Here is a 16,362-nt window from a genome sequence, read left to right on the forward strand (position 1 = left end):
GTACTGTGAGTCAGGAAAGTAATCCAGGATTCTAATCGTTTGAATGTAACAGTGAATCAAGCTCACCGATCAGACGGACAATCTGCTCAGGTGTACCAATCGTAATTCGAAGCCAGGTAGGCATACCGAATTCGGCACCGCCGCGAACAGAGATACCTCTGTGCAACAATTTTTGGGTAATTGGGCCACTATCCTGCAACAGATCCACCATGATGAAATTTGTTTCGGAAGGGATATAGGGTAATTTCCACTGCTCAAAGGACTGCATTAACGTTTCCCGTCCCTGACGATTGTAGTGCAGGCAATGAGAAACAAATTCATGATCATCCAGGCTGGCCGAAGCAGCGGCTTGGGATGTGACTGTCAGACTGATGGGCAGCTTGACCCGGTTAATGCCTTCAATGATGCTTTCATTCCCGATGCCATATCCAATTCGCAGGCCGGCCAGTCCATATATTTTGGAGAAGGTACGCAAAATAATCAGATTATTATACTGCTCCAGCAGCTTAACCGTATCAGGATAATCTTCACTTTCCGCGAATTCATAATACGCTTCGTCCAGGACAACCACGACATGGGAGGGCACATGTTCGAGTAAACCGAGCAGGGCATCTGCCGTGAAAATGGTTCCGGTTGGATTATTCGGATTGCACAGCCAGATGATTCGGGTAGAAGCATTGATCCGCTGCCGGAATTGCTCCAGATCCAGCGAATGGTTGACCAACGGAACTTCGTGGATGACCCCGCCTGCCAGCAGCGTAGCGCCCTTATACCAGTTAAAGGAGGGCACCGGAATGAGTGATTCCTCGCCGGGATTAAGATAAGCTTGGGCGGTAAGGGTTAGGAGCTCGAAAGATCCACTGCCAAATACCAGTTGGGAGGTACGCACTCCCAGACGTTCCGCAAGTTTGTCACGCAGCAGTTGGCTGGAACTATCGGGGTATTGAGCCAAAAGATCGGAACCCAGCGATCTGACCGCTTCCGCTGCCAGGGGAGAAGAGCCAAACGGGTTCTCGTTCGCTGCAAGTCGATCTACACTTTCCAGTCCCAATTCCCGCCGGATCTGTTCCATGGATTTGGCAGGTGTATAAGCCGGAATTTGATTTAACAGATCTTTAACAGGAGGAGAGGGAACGGTTGAGAGGGATTGCATAATCATACCTTCTTTCCAATGGAATTAGATCGAGAATGATATCTGTTTCTGGGCTATCTGCTGTGGTGTCTCTTGTGGAGGAGTCAACAAGCGATTTAGAATAAGATTTTCAAAATGGGCAAACCCGCTGTCCCGAACACGTGGACGCTCCAGCGTAATTCGTGTATCCATCGTGATATGACCATCCTCGATTAACAGCACCCTGTCAGCCAGCGCAACCGCCTCACTGACATCATGCGTGACCAGAATGACAGTCAGATCTTCTTCTACCCACAAGCGTTCGATTAATTGCTGCATCTCAATTCGGGTCAATGCATCCAATGCACCCAGCGGTTCATCCAGCAGCAGTAAGCGCGGATGACTTGCGAGTGCCCGTGCCAAGGCGACACGTTGTTTTTGTCCGCCAGATAATACCCCCGGCCAGTCACCTTCACGCTCTCCAAGTCCTACATTGCGAAGCGACTGGCGTGCATCGTCCTTGTTCTTGTCGGGGATTCCCAGCCGTACATTGTCGAGCACGGATTTCCAAGGCAGCAGTCGGGCTTCCTGAAACAGAAACCGTGTCTCGGGTGCTGTACTGCCAAGTTTTCTGTTGCCCAGCATGACGCTTCCGGAAGAGGGGGATTCCAGCCCGGCGATCAGACGCAGCAACGTACTTTTGCCACAACCACTTCGTCCAACGATGGCTACAAATTCCCCTTGTCTTACGTTGACATTGATGTCGGATAGAATCGTCCGCTGATCATACGATTTCTGAACCCTATCTACTTGAAGAAAAGGACTGATCTGACTTGTGCTCATGGATTAATTCACGCTCCTTTGGCTTTACTTGCGGGATAGAGCCGGGTTCCAGCGCAGCCAGCGCCGTTCCAGCCATTTGGCGATGGTATCGGACAGTTTGCCCAGCAGGGCATATAGCAGAATGCTTAAGACGATTACATCCATCTGCATGAATTCCCGCGCGTTCATCGCCATGTAGCCAATCCCCGCATCCGCCGCAACCGTCTCGGCTACGATAAGGGTCAGCCACATAATGCCAAGTGCGTAACGAATGCCCACCAGAATGGAAGGCAGTGCACCAGGCAGGATAATGTCTTTATAAAGGGACCAACGGCTGAGGCCATATACTTTTCCCATTTCAATCAGACCGGGATCGACCGATCGTATGCCGTGGAACGTATTCAGATATACCGGAAAGAATACACCCAGGGAAACGAGAAATAATTTGGCTTCTTCACCGATCCCGAACCACACAATAACGAGGGGGATCAAGGACAGATGCGGAATGTTACGGATCATCTGCACCGAGGAGTCTGCGATCTTTTCCGCAAGGGAGGAGATGCCGTTCAGCACTCCCAGCAGGAAACCCAGCCCCCCACCAATGATGAATCCTCCCAAAGCTCGTCTGGCACTAATACTGATATTGTTCAGTAGTTCACCGTTACCAAGCAGACGAATGAAGGCCTCCAGTACCTGAGCGGGACGGGGCAAAATATTGGCTGCAACAACTCCGGATGCAGTCAGCCATTGCCACAGAGCAAGAATGAGTAGTGGTACAACAAAAGGAATGAACTGGTTAAACCATGCCCGGTTAAAGGTTTTGGACCGCACGTTATGCCTACCTCCTTGTTTCCTTCGTTATTGAGTACCTGGAGCTGGAAGTTGATCTTGAAGTGCATCACTCCAGAATGTGCTCACATCGACTGCCTGCTCAAAAATTCCCGCTTGCTGAAACGTATCCGCTACGTCCTGTTCGGACTTGATGGCCTCATCAGAAATGGCAACAATACGTGATGGGCGTTGTGCTTCTCCATCCGTGTAGGTTTTAAGGGCTTGTTCCACCGGCTGGTGGGTATTGTCTGCTGTAATTTGAGCCCACGCATCCTTATTGGCACGAGCCCAATCATTGAATTTGTTGATTCGCTCCAGATAATCGGCTAGGGCCTCTTTCTGTTCCACATTTGCAATAGCCTGATCGGACGCGGCTACCAGGAAGCTGCCTGACAAGATATCTTTGGCGCTGGCGAGCGCTGTTGCTTCATTCTGATGTGCCGAGATGATGGCATTGCCGTAACTGGCAAGGGCATCCACTTTCCCGCTAATCAGGGCGCTGAGTCCGTCGGCTGTTGAAAGTTCGACCGGACTGATGTCACTCCAGGTTAATCCGGCTTCCTCCAGCATTTTGAGCAGGAAATAGTGGGCCGTTGTATTTTTTACGAAAGCAACTTTCTTGCCTTTCAGGTCAGCAACTGATTTGATAGAAGAACCTTTGGGAACAACGACCTCCTGATTTAAGGTGCTGCCTTGTTGTACCGCAATAATTTTGAAGTTTCCACCATTGGCAGCCTGAGATGCAAAAATGGGCGGAATTTCACTGGTCACACCAAAGTCCAATTGATTTGCAGCCATCGCTTCGAGGATAAGGTTACCTCCCTGAAATACGTTATAAGTGACTTTATAGGGGGTGTCATCGAGTCCGGCGGCTTTTAGCCCCAATTCGAGATTGCCCCATCCGGTCTGACCAACACGAATGGTAACGTCTTTATTCAAAGCAGCTGATGCGGCTGTCGGTGTTGTGCCTGTACCTGCGGCCTGATTGTCAGCTCCGGCAGAGCAGCCGGAAATCAGCAACAACAGAAGCACGCTCAGAAAGGCAGTTAAGGGAAGAGTGTAGTGGCGGTTTGGACGGATCATAGGGAGGAAACCTCCTTGGTGTGTGTACTGCTTTCACTGGACTGACTGGATTCTATGAATGTTTGGCCGATACGATCTGCCTGAAGAATGGCTTCGGTTACCTGCGTCGTGCTAACTCCGAAGGAGAGATGTGCCGCACTGCCTTGCCGCAGCTGTAGTCCTGCTGCAATGCGTGCAGCAGCTTCCTGAGGCTGTTGTTGTATGCCGAGTTGGGCAAGAGTGATTGGCAAATTCAGCTTATGTAACAAAGTGATCAGCTCATGAAGCTCATCTCCTGCTTTGCCTTCAAGAATCCACTGGGTGAAGAGTCCAAAGGCTACCTTCTCTCCATGTAGTGAGGCGTGTGTTTCGGGTAATTTGGTCAGGCTGTCATGTAGCCCATGAGCAATCGCGGCATGAAGTGATCCATCGCTAATGCTGCCTACAAGGCCTGCGAGCACAATAATAGCATCGGCAACATCACGGAATTGAGGTGTACTACCGGTTGTATCGGTGGATTCATAGACATCGATGGCGTGCGCTTCGAGAATATCGAGTGCAAGCTTGGCGGTGCTGACACTGTTTCGGAGAGTGAGGCTGGTGGCGTTGCCTCTTAGATTAACGGCGAACTCATGCCATTTTACGAGTGTGTCACCAATCCCAGCGGCCAAATACCGCCTTGGTGCACTCGCCAGAATATGAGAATCAGCCAGAACGAGATTAGGCGACCGGCGCAGGGGGCGGTAGCCTGCAGATTGGCCCTGTTCATCATAGAGCACGGTTAAGGCAGACCAGGCAGCACAGGTTGCGGCAATCGTCGGGACCGTTACAATGGGCAATTGGGCTTGCTCGGCCACAGCTTTGGACAGATCGAGCACTTTACCACCACCAACGCCGATAATCAGATCAACATCCAGATCGAAAGCTTGCTGCGTAAAAGTATCAATCTGGCCTGTCGTAACCTCACCGTAAAACAATTGCACATGGAACTTGACCTTATGCTCCTCCAGTGAGGGAAGAAGATAAGGTTTTACGGCTTTTAATGCAGACTCACCGGCGATAATCAGAACATGCTGCCCAAGCTGTGCAATCCGTGGACCACTTTGCTCAAGAATGTTAGCTTCGTGTACATATACTGCGGGCGCCTTAACAGTAATCATGAATACACTCTCCTTATAGCTTATTATTCTTACGTTTTAACTTGGTTTTAAATTGTTTAGATTCTAGCATTGCGTTTCGGCAACCACAATAACCCGGACAATCAATACATCCTATACTTCGATTGAAAGAATCTATAAGTGAACTTATTTAATGGATTCGAGGAGAAAAGGAAATTAACAGGCTGGTCGATTTACCTCGGCTCCCGAACCCGATATAATAGTGGTGGCACATATGGGCCGGATCACAAATGAGGGTGGGACTGTTCTCCCTCTAAGCAGAATGGGGACCCCGAGTTGAAAACGTTCAAGAAAGTATATATTGAGATCACAAGTATATGTAATCTGGCATGCAGCTTCTGTCCACAGACCAAACGTGCCAAAAATTTCATTGACCCTGAAGTCTTCAACAATATATTGGATCAGATCAAACCCCATACCAAACATATTTATTTACATGTCAAAGGTGAGCCGTTGCTTCATCCCAAAATTGATCTGTTACTGGATTCAGCGCATGAGAAGGGATTCAAGGTTAACATTACGACAAACGGTACGCTACTGCCCAAGACCCAGCACAAACTTCTCGGCAAACCGGCGCTGCGTCAGATGAACTTCTCTTTGCACAGCTTTGATGGTCATGAAGGTTCCACGGACCGTGAGGGCTATCTAGGCAATGTGTTGTCATTTGTGCGGGAAGCAGTGAAGCACAATGTCATTATTTCATTCCGACTCTGGAATCTGACACAGGATAACTTCACGAATGCGCAGATGAACCGAAACCGGGAGACGCTGGAGGTTCTTGAACGTGAGTTCAATCTGGATTTCCGTATTGAGGAGAAGGTTGTGCCGGGGAGCGGTGTCAAAATTGCCCCGAATGTGTATCTGAATCAGGATCATGAATTCCAGTGGCCGAGTCTGGATGCACCCGAAGATGATGGTAAAGGCTTCTGCCATGCGCTTCGCAGTCAAGCTGCCGTGCTTGTCGATGGAACTGTAGTTCCATGCTGTCTCGATGGTGAGGGTGTAATTAACTTGGGCAACGTTCATGAAAAATCGTTCTCGGAGATTGTGGATGGTGAACGAGCCAACAATCTGTTCTATGGTTTCTCCAAACGGGAAGCAGTGGAGGAATTATGTCGGAAGTGCGGATATCGTCAGCGGTTTGGCGCTTAAAATAAAGATATAACAAGTATATAATTGAGAAACGTACCATTCTGAAAATCGCATTTCAGAAATGGTACGTTTTTGTTTTTTTATACAGATTAGTCCTTGGAAGTAGAATTTTAAATGAATAGAGTAAAACAACTTTTTTGTAAAATGATAGATTAATAATCTTGTTTTTATGAATTTACATGGTATTATTATCCTATTGATAAGGGGGTGTTTTAGTTCTAAAGATTCATATTTTATTATTTTACCTACCAGAAGCCTATTGAGGAGTGTGTTTTAATTTTGAATTCAAAATGGAAAAAGTTTAATCAAAAAGTATCACTAATGCTTTCTACTTCGCTGGTTGTCTCTATGTTATCCATGAGCTTATCTGTATCTGCAGAAATTGATAAGTCTAAAAATGCTCTTACTGATATTGATAAATCGTATGCCAAAACGGAGATTTCAAAATTAGTGGAACAAGGGATAGTTACAGGATATGCGGATGGTACATTCAAACCCTCTCAGTCCGTAACAAGAGCTCAATTAGCCAAAATCATGGTTGGTGCACTCAATTTGAAGCCCGATGCTTCGGAAGCAATCCAATTTCAAGATGTTAATAAGGATTTATGGTATGCCGGATATATCGGTGCACTTGTCAAATCTGGAATTGCACAAGGTACATCAAAAGAAAGTTTTTCACCTAATAAAAGTGTTACAAGAGAAGAGTTAGCAGTATTTTTTGTCAGAGCTTTTGGTTGGGAACAACAAAGTGTAATGAGTCAATCTTCCAAACCTCAGTTGTCTGATCTAGATCAAGTATCTAACTGGGCGAAAGAATCAGTATCTATGGCTTATCAATCAGGTTTTATCAAAGGGTTGGTGCAAAAAGATGGAGCGGTGAAATTTAACCCTTCAGGTGTTGCAGATCGACAGGCGTTGGCAAGACTCACTTATGAGTTTGTAATGAATAAGTCTACATATGATGAGTACATGGCTCCTACCAAAACAGAGGAAGAGACTGAAGAAGCAAAACCAGAAATCTCAAAGCCATCTGATAGTAGTAATAAAGGAAATAGTGGAACCACTTCCGGTGGTAAGGGGAACGATAATAGTAATGGTGGAAATACTGGAGGTGGGGAACAAGTCTCCAATAATATCAAAGCTCCAGGTACCTATACTCTTGGTGAAGTGACTGGGAATGTGACAATTAGTTCTCAAGATGTTGTATTAAAAAATACTAAAATAAACGGTAGTTTGAATGTGCTTGAATCCGTTGGGAACGGTGACGTGATCCTTGATAATGTAAGTGTTACAGGAACTACCGAGATTCAAGGCGGGGGGCCTAACAGCATTCATGCTATTAACTCAGTTCTTGCAACAGTCATTGTCAACAAAGCAGACGGGAGCATCCGTTTGGTTCTTGAGGGTGGGAGTGAAGTTCAACAAATCGAAATCAAATCCGGGGCGATAATAGATAATAATTCAACCGGTAACGTTGGGCCGATAGAATTAGCAGAATCAGTTCCGCATAATGCATCTGTAAGACTCAACGGAAGTTTTGATTCTATTTTGGTTCATGCCGAACAAGTTTCGGTAGAATTTGGTGATAACTCTATGATTGGTAATCTTGAAGTGTTTGAACAGGCACTGAATTCTACGTTCAAAATTGGACAAGGGGCTGTAGTGAACAGAGCGATTTTAAACGCAATAGTCGAGTTTTCTGGACAAGGGATACTAAATTCGGCTTTAGTTAATGTAGATGGTGTTGACTTTAGTCGACTCAGTCAGTCGCCCAATATTGAAGCAGATCCGACAGTGACTCAGGTCGTTTATTCTCCTGAGGCAGTAGAATTATCTGCAATAGATTCAACACGTCAGATCGTTTTCACAGGAATCACTGACACATCATTCAAAGATATTACAACCATTGCGAAATGGGATGTAGAGAATAACTCGATTGTTGTCGTTAACTCAGGCAAAATTCAGGCGAAGAGCAATGGTACAACGCAAGTAAAAGCAACATATGGTGAATTTGTAATCAATGTTCCTGTAACGGTGGCTGTATACAATGAAGAGGAAACTTATCCGACTCTTAAAGCAATCCATGTCACAAATGGAAGTGCAAAACTAGAGTTTTCAGAAGGTATTGATGTTAGCGACCTAAGTTCAGATAATTTCATAGTTACAGCCTATTTAAATGGATCAGAAAAGCGTCTAAATAATCTGCAGTATGCTAACGGAGAATTTACTTTTGAGCCTGTTAACAGTTATGGATCTACTCTATATCTGACTGTAGAGTCCGATGTAAATAAGACTCTTTTTGCAGGAAGTCAAAGTGGAGCAATCAAGCTTACCGGTTTCGGTGGCCACATTAAGGATGTTGCTGGGAATGCAGTTGCAAATCTACAAATTGATTTCAGAAAAGGTCTGGATAACAAATCAGGCGAAATTGTAGGATCAGTAACGACAGACTCCTATGGAAATTATAAGATTTATCTTCCCCCTGGCATATATACAGGTGAACTGGGCGGAGGGAATACAAAATATATTAAAACATTTTTAATTGGTATATCGGCTTTAAATGTGGAAAACAGAAATGAGAATCAAACCGCTATTGAGATTCCTACTGAAGATGAAACACGTATCGTTTTAACTTGGGGTAAAGATCCGGTTGATTTGGACTCCCATCTTATCGGTCCTGGAGGTTCGGGTGACATTTTCCATACGTATTATGGTGACAAGAAATACTATTACGACGGAGAAGTTTTAGTTGATTTGGACTTGGATGATGTCACGTCCTATGGACCAGAAACAACAACAATTCGTCATCTTCTTCCAGGTACGTATACTTTCTATGTACATCATTACTCAGGAGTAAGTACAATTAAAAGTTCTGGTGCTAAAATTGAAGTATTCAATGGTGCGGTGGCCACACCAAGTGCAGAGTTTATCGTTTCTGAAGGAAGCGGAAGCGAAAGATACTGGGTTGTCTTCAAAATGGTTGTTTCGGAGACTGGAACAGTTACTTTTGAAACTGTAAATGAATTCACAGACTTGAACCCACTTTACACACTTCAATCAACGAATAATAATACTGAGGAAGAACTATAGGAATTTTACAGATTGTAGAGAAACCCTGTCTTTTATAGATTAGGGTTTCTTTTTTTGTATAGTACTTTTGATTTACAGATACAAATACAGCATACCCGAAGTTGAGAACGGCATATTAGACAATGGAGTACGAAGCAAATAAGGCCGAAATCACAGGTATAAAGCTATCATCTCGATATCTAAGCTAATGATTATTATCGTAACATTCCTTTTTTGGTAGGATCAGGTTAGGTTCCGAGCCAGAGGTGCACCTCTGATCGGTTCCTTGAGGACAAGCTTATGCTTGTACGCCAATTCATCAGAATAAGGGAGGATTTAAGTGATGAAAAAAATGTTGACGTTGTTGCTGTCTGCCGGTCTGGTTGCTTCATTGTTCGGTGCAATTCCAGCTTTTGCTGCACCTACTGTTGTGAACTCAACGATTATTGTAGCCAAGGGAGAAACGTTTGACGGCAAAGGCCAAACGTATGTAGCCAATCCTTCCACCCTGGGAGATGGATCTCAAGCGGAAGATCAGAAGCCGGTATTTCGGTTGGAGGCAGGTGCCACACTCAAAAATGTAATTATTGGTTCACCTGCAGCTGACGGTGTTCATTGTTACGGTAACTGTTCTATTTCGAATGTGGTATGGCAGGACGTGGGCGAGGATGCACTGACGCTGAAGTCTTCCGGAACGGTCAACATCACTGGTGGAGCAGCTTACAAGGCCTATGATAAAGTATTTCAAATGAATGCAGCCGGAACGATTAACATTAAAAATTTCCGTGCAGACGACATTGGCAAGCTGGTGCGTCAGAATGGCGGAACAACCTTCGCCGTGAACATGACGCTCGACAACTCAGACATCTCCAATGTCAAAGATTCCATTATGCGTACGGACAGCAGTACATCGCAAGGCAAAATTACAAATACCCGTTACTCCAAAGTACCGACCTTGTTTAAAGGCTTTGCATCGGGCAAAACAAGTCAATCCGGAAATACACAATATTAAAAAAGGAGCTGCTCGTTTTTAACAATTTTCTCTAACGACATGAAGCATACCAATTAAAGGGGATGTCCCATACGTCATGCATATGACGGGGGACATCCCCTGCTCGCGTTAATTTGGTCTAATAAACCTGAGACACCTTATTCGCTGCCATTTGCACTGAATTAACGTTACTGAGGTTCATTTGCAAGTTTGACGCATCGCTCTGACCAGATGTGTGATCAAGATTACCAAAATGGGAGGCCCTTTCGAGACAACCCTTGGTGTATTCTAAAGGCTGCATGCAAGAAATACAGGTGGGAGAAGAGTCATATCGCGCATAAATAAAACATATAGTTAAACACTCTTTCTTCTAGTTTAAACTGATTTTTCCTTGTCGGGATTGTCACAATTACCCATGTGTTGTACAGTAGAAGCAATGAAATAAGTGAACCGGGAGCTCAATGAAGTTGGGCTGAGAGAGCGGCCTTGTGCCGCTGACCGTATATCTGATCTGGGTAATGCCAGCGTAGAGAACATGAATTTGCGATGTGCAATGTTTAAGCGATAAGGGATAGAACATAAATGTCAGCGTTTCTTGAGTGCAGCGGAATTTTTCTGTTGTGTCGGGGATGGTGTCGTTTGTTTTCTACATTCTCTATATCTGCCTAATGCGTAGCATCGTAAGAATTGTAAACTGTGCGTATGGCCTGCCTGGGAACCGGGGAGGCTTTTTTGTTTGTTTTATTATTTATTTTAAATCAAGGGAAACAGAGGAAGGAAGTAGAAAACATGTCAACAGCAGCAGGCAGCAACAGATTGAAGTTAACCGATATTTTGGTAACGATTGTGATTGCAGTGGTCTTCGGGGTGATCTACAAAATATGGGGACCTACATATGATCTGATGAAGCCATTCGGCGTTCATGCGGAGCAGATGATTTACGGCATGTGGTTTATGGCGGGCACCTTTGCCTTTGTAATCATTCGGAAGCCGGGTGTAGCCATTCTGGCTGAAGTTGCGGCATCCACGGTGAGTGCTTTTCTCGGAAGTGAGTGGGGCATGTCCACACTGGTATATGGGCTGCTGCAAGGGCTGGGAGCGGAGATTTTCTTCGCCGCATTTCTGTATCGGAAAAGCAATCTGTTCGTCACCTGCCTTGCGGCTATTGGTGCAGCGGCGGCTTCACTTGTACTGGATTATCAATACGGGTACATTGATTCCCTCACGGCTTGGAACTACACGCTGTTTATCGGGTTCCGCTTCATTGGCAGTATTCTGATTGCAGGTGTATTCGCCTATTATCTTGCCAAAGCGCTGGAGCTTACAGGTGTAACACGATCCCTTAGACCGGTGTCGAAGCAGGATTATGAGGCGTTGGACTAGATGAATGAAATGGATAATGTGCAAGCGGTAGGTGTTACGAATCTAAGATGCAAGTTCCCGGGAGAGAAGGCCTTGGTGTTCCAAGGCTTGTCTCTCTCTGTGCGTCAAGGGGAGAAAGTATTGTTACTTGGACCCAGCGGCTCTGGCAAATCGACCTTGCTGCAGATTCTAAGCGGTTTGATTCCGAGATCAGTGGAGATTCCGATGAAATGTGATGACATTCAGGTACCTGAACAGCCGGGCATAGTTTTTCAAGATCCGGATACCCAGTTCTGTGTGTCATATACGGATGAAGAGATTGCTTTTGTATTGGAGAACCGGAATATTCCACGCGAGCAGATGCATGTACTTATCAAGCGATACCTGGAACAGGTCGGGTTATCTTTTGAACATAATCGCACACTCATTCAATCGATGTCTCAGGGCATGAAGCAGCGTCTTGCTATGGCTTCAATACTAGCCATGGAGCCAGATGTACTCTTTTTGGATGAACCAACGGCACTGCTGGATGATGAAGGAACCTCTCAGGTGTGGGATACGGTGAAACAGATTGCACAGGACAAAACGCTCATTATCGTGGAACATAAAATTAATGAAATTGTCGAGTGGGTAGACCGAATCATTGTATTGTCGCCTGAAGGAAAGATTGTGGCAGATGGCCCGGCAAATCAGGTGTTTACAGATGAGCGGAGTATGCTCAGGGCATACGGGATCTGGTATCCAGGGGTCTGGGAAGAACGAGGCCAATCGAAGGCACAGGCATGGGTCTCAGGAGAGGATAGCCGTTACGGTACAACAGAAACTGAAAGTATAGATTATAAGGAGGGGGAAACCTCTGTACTGCTCCAACCGGCCCTGGAAATGCAGCAATTCACCGGATGGCGCGGAAAAACGCCATTCATTCAGGTGGAGCAGGCCAAGGTATGGCATGGAGATTGGGTGGGAATTGTGGGGGTTAACGGGGCAGGTAAAAGTTCATTATTGCTATCCATGATGAATATTCTAAAAACGACAGGCCATTATGTTGTGGAAGGACAATCGGCCGGAAAAACCGAGCAGCTTGCCGATCACATTGCCCTTGTATTCCAGAATCCTGAATTTCAATTTGTGACGAATACAGTTCGGGATGAAGTGGAGTTTTCTCTGCTGAGCAGCAAGCTAACTGCCGAAGAAAGAGGTGTCCGAACCAATCATATGCTGGAGCAATTCGGATTGACTGACCTGTCAGAGAGGCATCCATATCAATTGTCGATGGGACAGAAACGGCGGCTGAGTGTAGCGTCAGCGCTGGTACGGGAACAGCATATTTTGTTGCTGGATGAGCCTACTTTTGGACAGGATGCGCGCAATACCTTTGCCATGTTATCACAGCTGGAACGGCTGCGGCGTGAAGGGACAGCCATCGTGATGGTTACGCATGATCGTGAAATCGTAAAACGTTATTGCAACCGAATCTGGACGGTGGATGAGGGGAGGTTAACGGATGCAGCTCTCGTTTCCTCATCGTGAGACCTGGCTTCACGCGGTGAATCCGGGGTTGAAAATGATTTTTCTGACATTGCTGTTTGTCTTCGTCATCCTTGTTCACAACCTGAATGTAATGGCTAATGTGTCAGTTGTCATGCTGTTACTGCTGGGCTGGACAGGTCACCCATTGCCCCGATTGTTGCTGTATGCGTCTCCGTTCATTTTGGTATTTATATCAACTTCCACAGGTATGATCATGTTTGGTAAAGGCGAGACCACCTGGTTTCAATGGGGATTGATTCATATTACCGAGGAGAGCTTCTATCGCGGGCTGCATTTGGGATTTCGTTCCCTAAGTATGGCGGCGGCTGGATTGTTGTTCGGCCTGACGACCAAGCCTGTGCGTCTCTTTTATTCCCTCATGCAGCAGTGGAAGCTCCCACCCAAGTATGCTTATAGCTTTCTGGCGGCGATGCGCATGATTCCGATTTTGCTCGATGAATTCCAGACGCTGCGTTATGCCATCCGCATTCGGGGAACGAGGCAGCGCGGCTCCCGCTGGAATGTATACGGCATACTGAAACGATATGCTATTCCGCTGCTTGCACAGAGTATTCGGCGCGCGCAGCGTATGGCGGTGGCGATGGAAGCGAAAGGGTTCAAGGAAGGCGGGAGCAGGACCTATTACGTTCACATCGGGTATTCCCGAGCAGATGTATGGTTTACGGGGTATTTTATCATCATGTTAACGGCTGCTTATATAATGGGGACCACATTCCCTTATCATTCAACCCTAGTGGATGTAAGGTGAGACCTGTAATTATTTTGTATCTTGCAAATATATTTGGGAGTAACAGTAACTTTTCCTTGTTCAAAACGTCTTTAATGGAAATAACTTCAAATAGATGAGGTGAACGAGTGTGAAGACAGGGTCGAAGTGGAAAAAGACGGGGTACCAATGGATCACTGTAACCGGAATAGCGGCCGTGCTGGTTACGGGGTTCATGCTGCTGGAGACGAATACGGAAACACAGGCAGGACAGGGCTCTGGTTCGACAACTCAAGCCTTATCTGCACAAGCGAAAACGACTTATAAACCGGGAGATACCTTGAATTTGGAGGCAGGTATACCCCTGTACACCCAAGTTATAGGTAACAAAGTGCCCGTTGATTTGATGGGAATACAGTACTACACTTCCAGCAATGAGAAAATCAAAGTACAAGCGGTTCGCGGCGAATGGATTCAATTCCAGGATTACAATAGAGGTGAACTCTGGATTCCCGGCTGGTATGCATCCAAGGAAAGTAGAAGCCTGAAGACTGTAACTCCCCAGACGTTCAGTCTTCGTCCTGGGAGTAAGCTGTATCTGGCTCCGGGAAGCTCGACAAGTTGGTCTCCAAGTCCAACGCTGACAGAACAGGCGTTAATTGTTGCAGCGACGAAGGATTGGTATGGCGTTTCTATTGCCCCGCACGTCTGGAATAAGGAATCATTCATCTATCGTCCTGCATTGCTTTGGGTTAAAGCACAGGCTGTAGAGCAGCAAGTCATTGTAGCGGATGGTTGGTTTCAACAGGATGCATCGAAGTCCGCTTTGGCTGTACGTCATTTGACGGATATTATGCTGAACAAAAAAACAACCTCCAAACAAGTCAAACAATGGCTCGGTGAACCGGATTGGAAAGAGAATTCAGCCAATTTGAATGACACCGGTTATACGATGAGTATTGGACAGACCTGGCGATATGAGCGAGCAGACGCGCAATTTTTGGTGACATTCAATAAGAACGGCAAACTTGCCAGAACACGCTGGAATATACCGCAAGATGATCGGAACAATGTGGTGTTCGATTGGAGCTTCAGTCGTTCGGATGAATATGAATTCACAACCAAAATCACAGGCAAGTCATTGCCGATAACGCTACCTTGGAAACCAATATGGACAAATCAAGGGGATATCAACTATACCTTTTTGCAAGCAGCGACGGATGATGTGCTCTTGATGAAAGGGGATGACGGTGGATTTAGTGGTTTTCATTATGAGAGTTCAATGTATGCACTTGACCGACATTCCGGTAAGAAATTATGGGAGATCAATGCGGGGTATGGGAGACAGCAGGTAGAAGTAGATGCAGGACGCCAATACGTTACAATGTATACAGATTATGACCCTGACAAGAAAGAATACGTGGATCGTATACGCCACCTTCGATTGAAGAGCGGTGATGTCGTATGGGAGTATGCTCCCAAGCAAAAATTCAGATTGAACGGCATCACTGCCGCAAAGAATGTAGTTGTTGTGAGTAGTCCAGTTGTCGAAGGCTCAAGTAATAGCTGGTTAACGGTGCTGGATAGTGCAAACGGAAAAACATTATGGACAAGAAAACTTAGTACAGGATATCAACTGTTAAACAAAGGTTCAGATGACCCTTATGTGATGTATTGGGAGAAAAACCAACTGGTCGCTGCGGAGCCTCAGTCTGGCCGAACCGTATGGAGCATCAAGGTGGGTAAACCGACTGTGGATCATCCTGAGAACAATTCATACTTTGATGGAATATACCGTCTTGATCCCTTTGCGTCAACTCAGCCGGAACGCTGGATGTTGTTGAGAGATCAGTGGGCGTTGCTTGATCTGAATACTGGCAAGAAGCTTGCACAATTCCCTGCTCGGAATGGACAGCAATTTGAGGTTCTGAGCGATGGCAAGCTGCTGATTCGTGATAACAAGAAAGGGGATATATACGGCGATTACGCAGACTTCACAACCACTCTGTACGATGCCAAGAGCGGGACAAAACGTTGGACGCTGGACAGCAAGATTGAACGAGGGTTCGTGGAGGACGATCAACTATACGTAATCAAAAATGGGTACCCAGCAGCCCTTGCATATGATACAGGAAAGACCCGTTGGTCCGCACAAAACACGATTTCGTCACTTCGATATCCTACCAATCAGGGGAGTTACCTAGTGATTGAAAATCAGCTTTTGCTGCCGATGGGTGAAGATCTCCTGATTATGGATAAAAATAACGGGGCCTTGATCGGCCGTGTGCATGATGTTGTGATGGGCACACCAGAGCACCGGGATCGGGATGCGAAGAACGGGACCATTAATCGGAATGGAAATGAAGTCTATATCGGGTCGTCGAACGGACGGTTCAGTAGATATGAAGCAAGTGATCTGAATGCAGATATCTCACGTTAAAGCTTGTTTCATGTCGAATGATGATTTATTATAAATAAACAGGATTGCTCGCGCTCCGGTTATCGGCTGTGCGGGCTTTCTTCATGT

At 46.0% G+C, this 16,362-nt stretch carries 12 protein-coding genes; 7 read left to right on the top strand and 5 right to left on the bottom strand.

What is annotated here, in order from left to right:
• Nucleotides 1-31 precede the first annotated feature (31 nt).
• The 5 genes from hisC to RS891_RS04625 are packed head-to-tail and all read right to left on the bottom strand — an operon-like array spanning nucleotide 32 to nucleotide 4,986.
• Nucleotides 32-1,153 carry a histidinol-phosphate transaminase gene (hisC, locus tag RS891_RS04605; protein WP_315794570.1) on the bottom strand — a complete coding sequence of 374 codons (1,122 nt, stop codon included), beginning with the start codon at nucleotides 1,151-1,153 and terminating at the stop codon, nucleotides 32-34.
• Between the two features lie 24 nt (nucleotides 1,154-1,177).
• A complete protein-coding gene (locus RS891_RS04610) occupies nucleotides 1,178-1,954 on the bottom strand; it encodes an ATP-binding cassette domain-containing protein (protein WP_315794571.1) in 777 nt (258 codons plus the stop codon).
• Between the two features lie 24 nt (nucleotides 1,955-1,978).
• Nucleotides 1,979-2,764 (bottom strand): ABC transporter permease subunit, encoded by a 786-nt coding sequence (locus RS891_RS04615; protein WP_315794572.1) that lies wholly within the window; start codon nucleotides 2,762-2,764, stop codon nucleotides 1,979-1,981.
• Between the two features lie 27 nt (nucleotides 2,765-2,791).
• Nucleotides 2,792-3,847 carry an ABC transporter substrate-binding protein gene (locus RS891_RS04620; RefSeq protein ID WP_315794573.1) on the bottom strand — a complete coding sequence of 352 codons (1,056 nt, stop codon included), beginning with the start codon at nucleotides 3,845-3,847 and terminating at the stop codon, nucleotides 2,792-2,794.
• Entirely contained in the window at nucleotides 3,844-4,986 is a 1,143-nt protein-coding gene (locus RS891_RS04625; RefSeq protein ID WP_315794574.1) for an iron-containing alcohol dehydrogenase family protein, read from the bottom strand. Before RS891_RS04625 ends, RS891_RS04620 begins: the two co-directional genes overlap by 4 nt.
• 294 nt (nucleotides 4,987-5,280) lie before the next feature.
• On the opposite strand from RS891_RS04625, the gene RS891_RS04630 reads away from it, so the two are divergent.
• The 7 genes from RS891_RS04630 (at nucleotide 5,281) to RS891_RS04660 (ending at nucleotide 16,275) form a co-directional block, all read left to right on the top strand.
• Complete coding sequence (locus RS891_RS04630) at nucleotides 5,281-6,156, top strand: radical SAM/SPASM domain-containing protein (RefSeq protein WP_064640556.1); 876 nt, start codon at nucleotides 5,281-5,283, stop codon at nucleotides 6,154-6,156.
• Between the two features lie 279 nt (nucleotides 6,157-6,435).
• Entirely contained in the window at nucleotides 6,436-9,246 is a 2,811-nt protein-coding gene (locus RS891_RS04635) for an S-layer homology domain-containing protein (RefSeq protein WP_315794575.1), read from the top strand.
• Between the two features lie 322 nt (nucleotides 9,247-9,568).
• Nucleotides 9,569-10,237, top strand: coding sequence for a pectate lyase (locus RS891_RS04640; protein WP_076290425.1), 669 nt, complete (start codon nucleotides 9,569-9,571; stop codon nucleotides 10,235-10,237).
• Between the two features lie 768 nt (nucleotides 10,238-11,005).
• Nucleotides 11,006-11,599: an ECF transporter S component gene (locus RS891_RS04645; RefSeq protein WP_315794576.1), complete on the top strand. Its 594-nt coding sequence runs from the start codon at nucleotides 11,006-11,008 to the stop codon at nucleotides 11,597-11,599.
• Entirely contained in the window at nucleotides 11,600-13,108 is a 1,509-nt protein-coding gene (locus RS891_RS04650; protein WP_315794577.1) for an ABC transporter ATP-binding protein, read from the top strand.
• A complete protein-coding gene (locus RS891_RS04655; protein ID WP_315794578.1) occupies nucleotides 13,083-13,877 on the top strand; it encodes an energy-coupling factor transporter transmembrane component T family protein in 795 nt (264 codons plus the stop codon). The genes RS891_RS04650 and RS891_RS04655 overlap by 26 nt, the downstream gene beginning before the upstream one ends.
• Before the next feature lie 109 nt (nucleotides 13,878-13,986).
• Nucleotides 13,987-16,275, top strand: coding sequence for an outer membrane protein assembly factor BamB family protein (locus RS891_RS04660; protein ID WP_315794579.1), 2,289 nt, complete (start codon nucleotides 13,987-13,989; stop codon nucleotides 16,273-16,275).
• Nucleotides 16,276-16,362: the final 87 nt, after the last annotated feature.

Source organism: Paenibacillus sp. BIC5C1, from assembly GCF_032399705.1.
GTDB classification, from domain to species: Bacteria; Bacillota; Bacilli; order Paenibacillales; family Paenibacillaceae; genus Paenibacillus; species Paenibacillus taichungensis_A.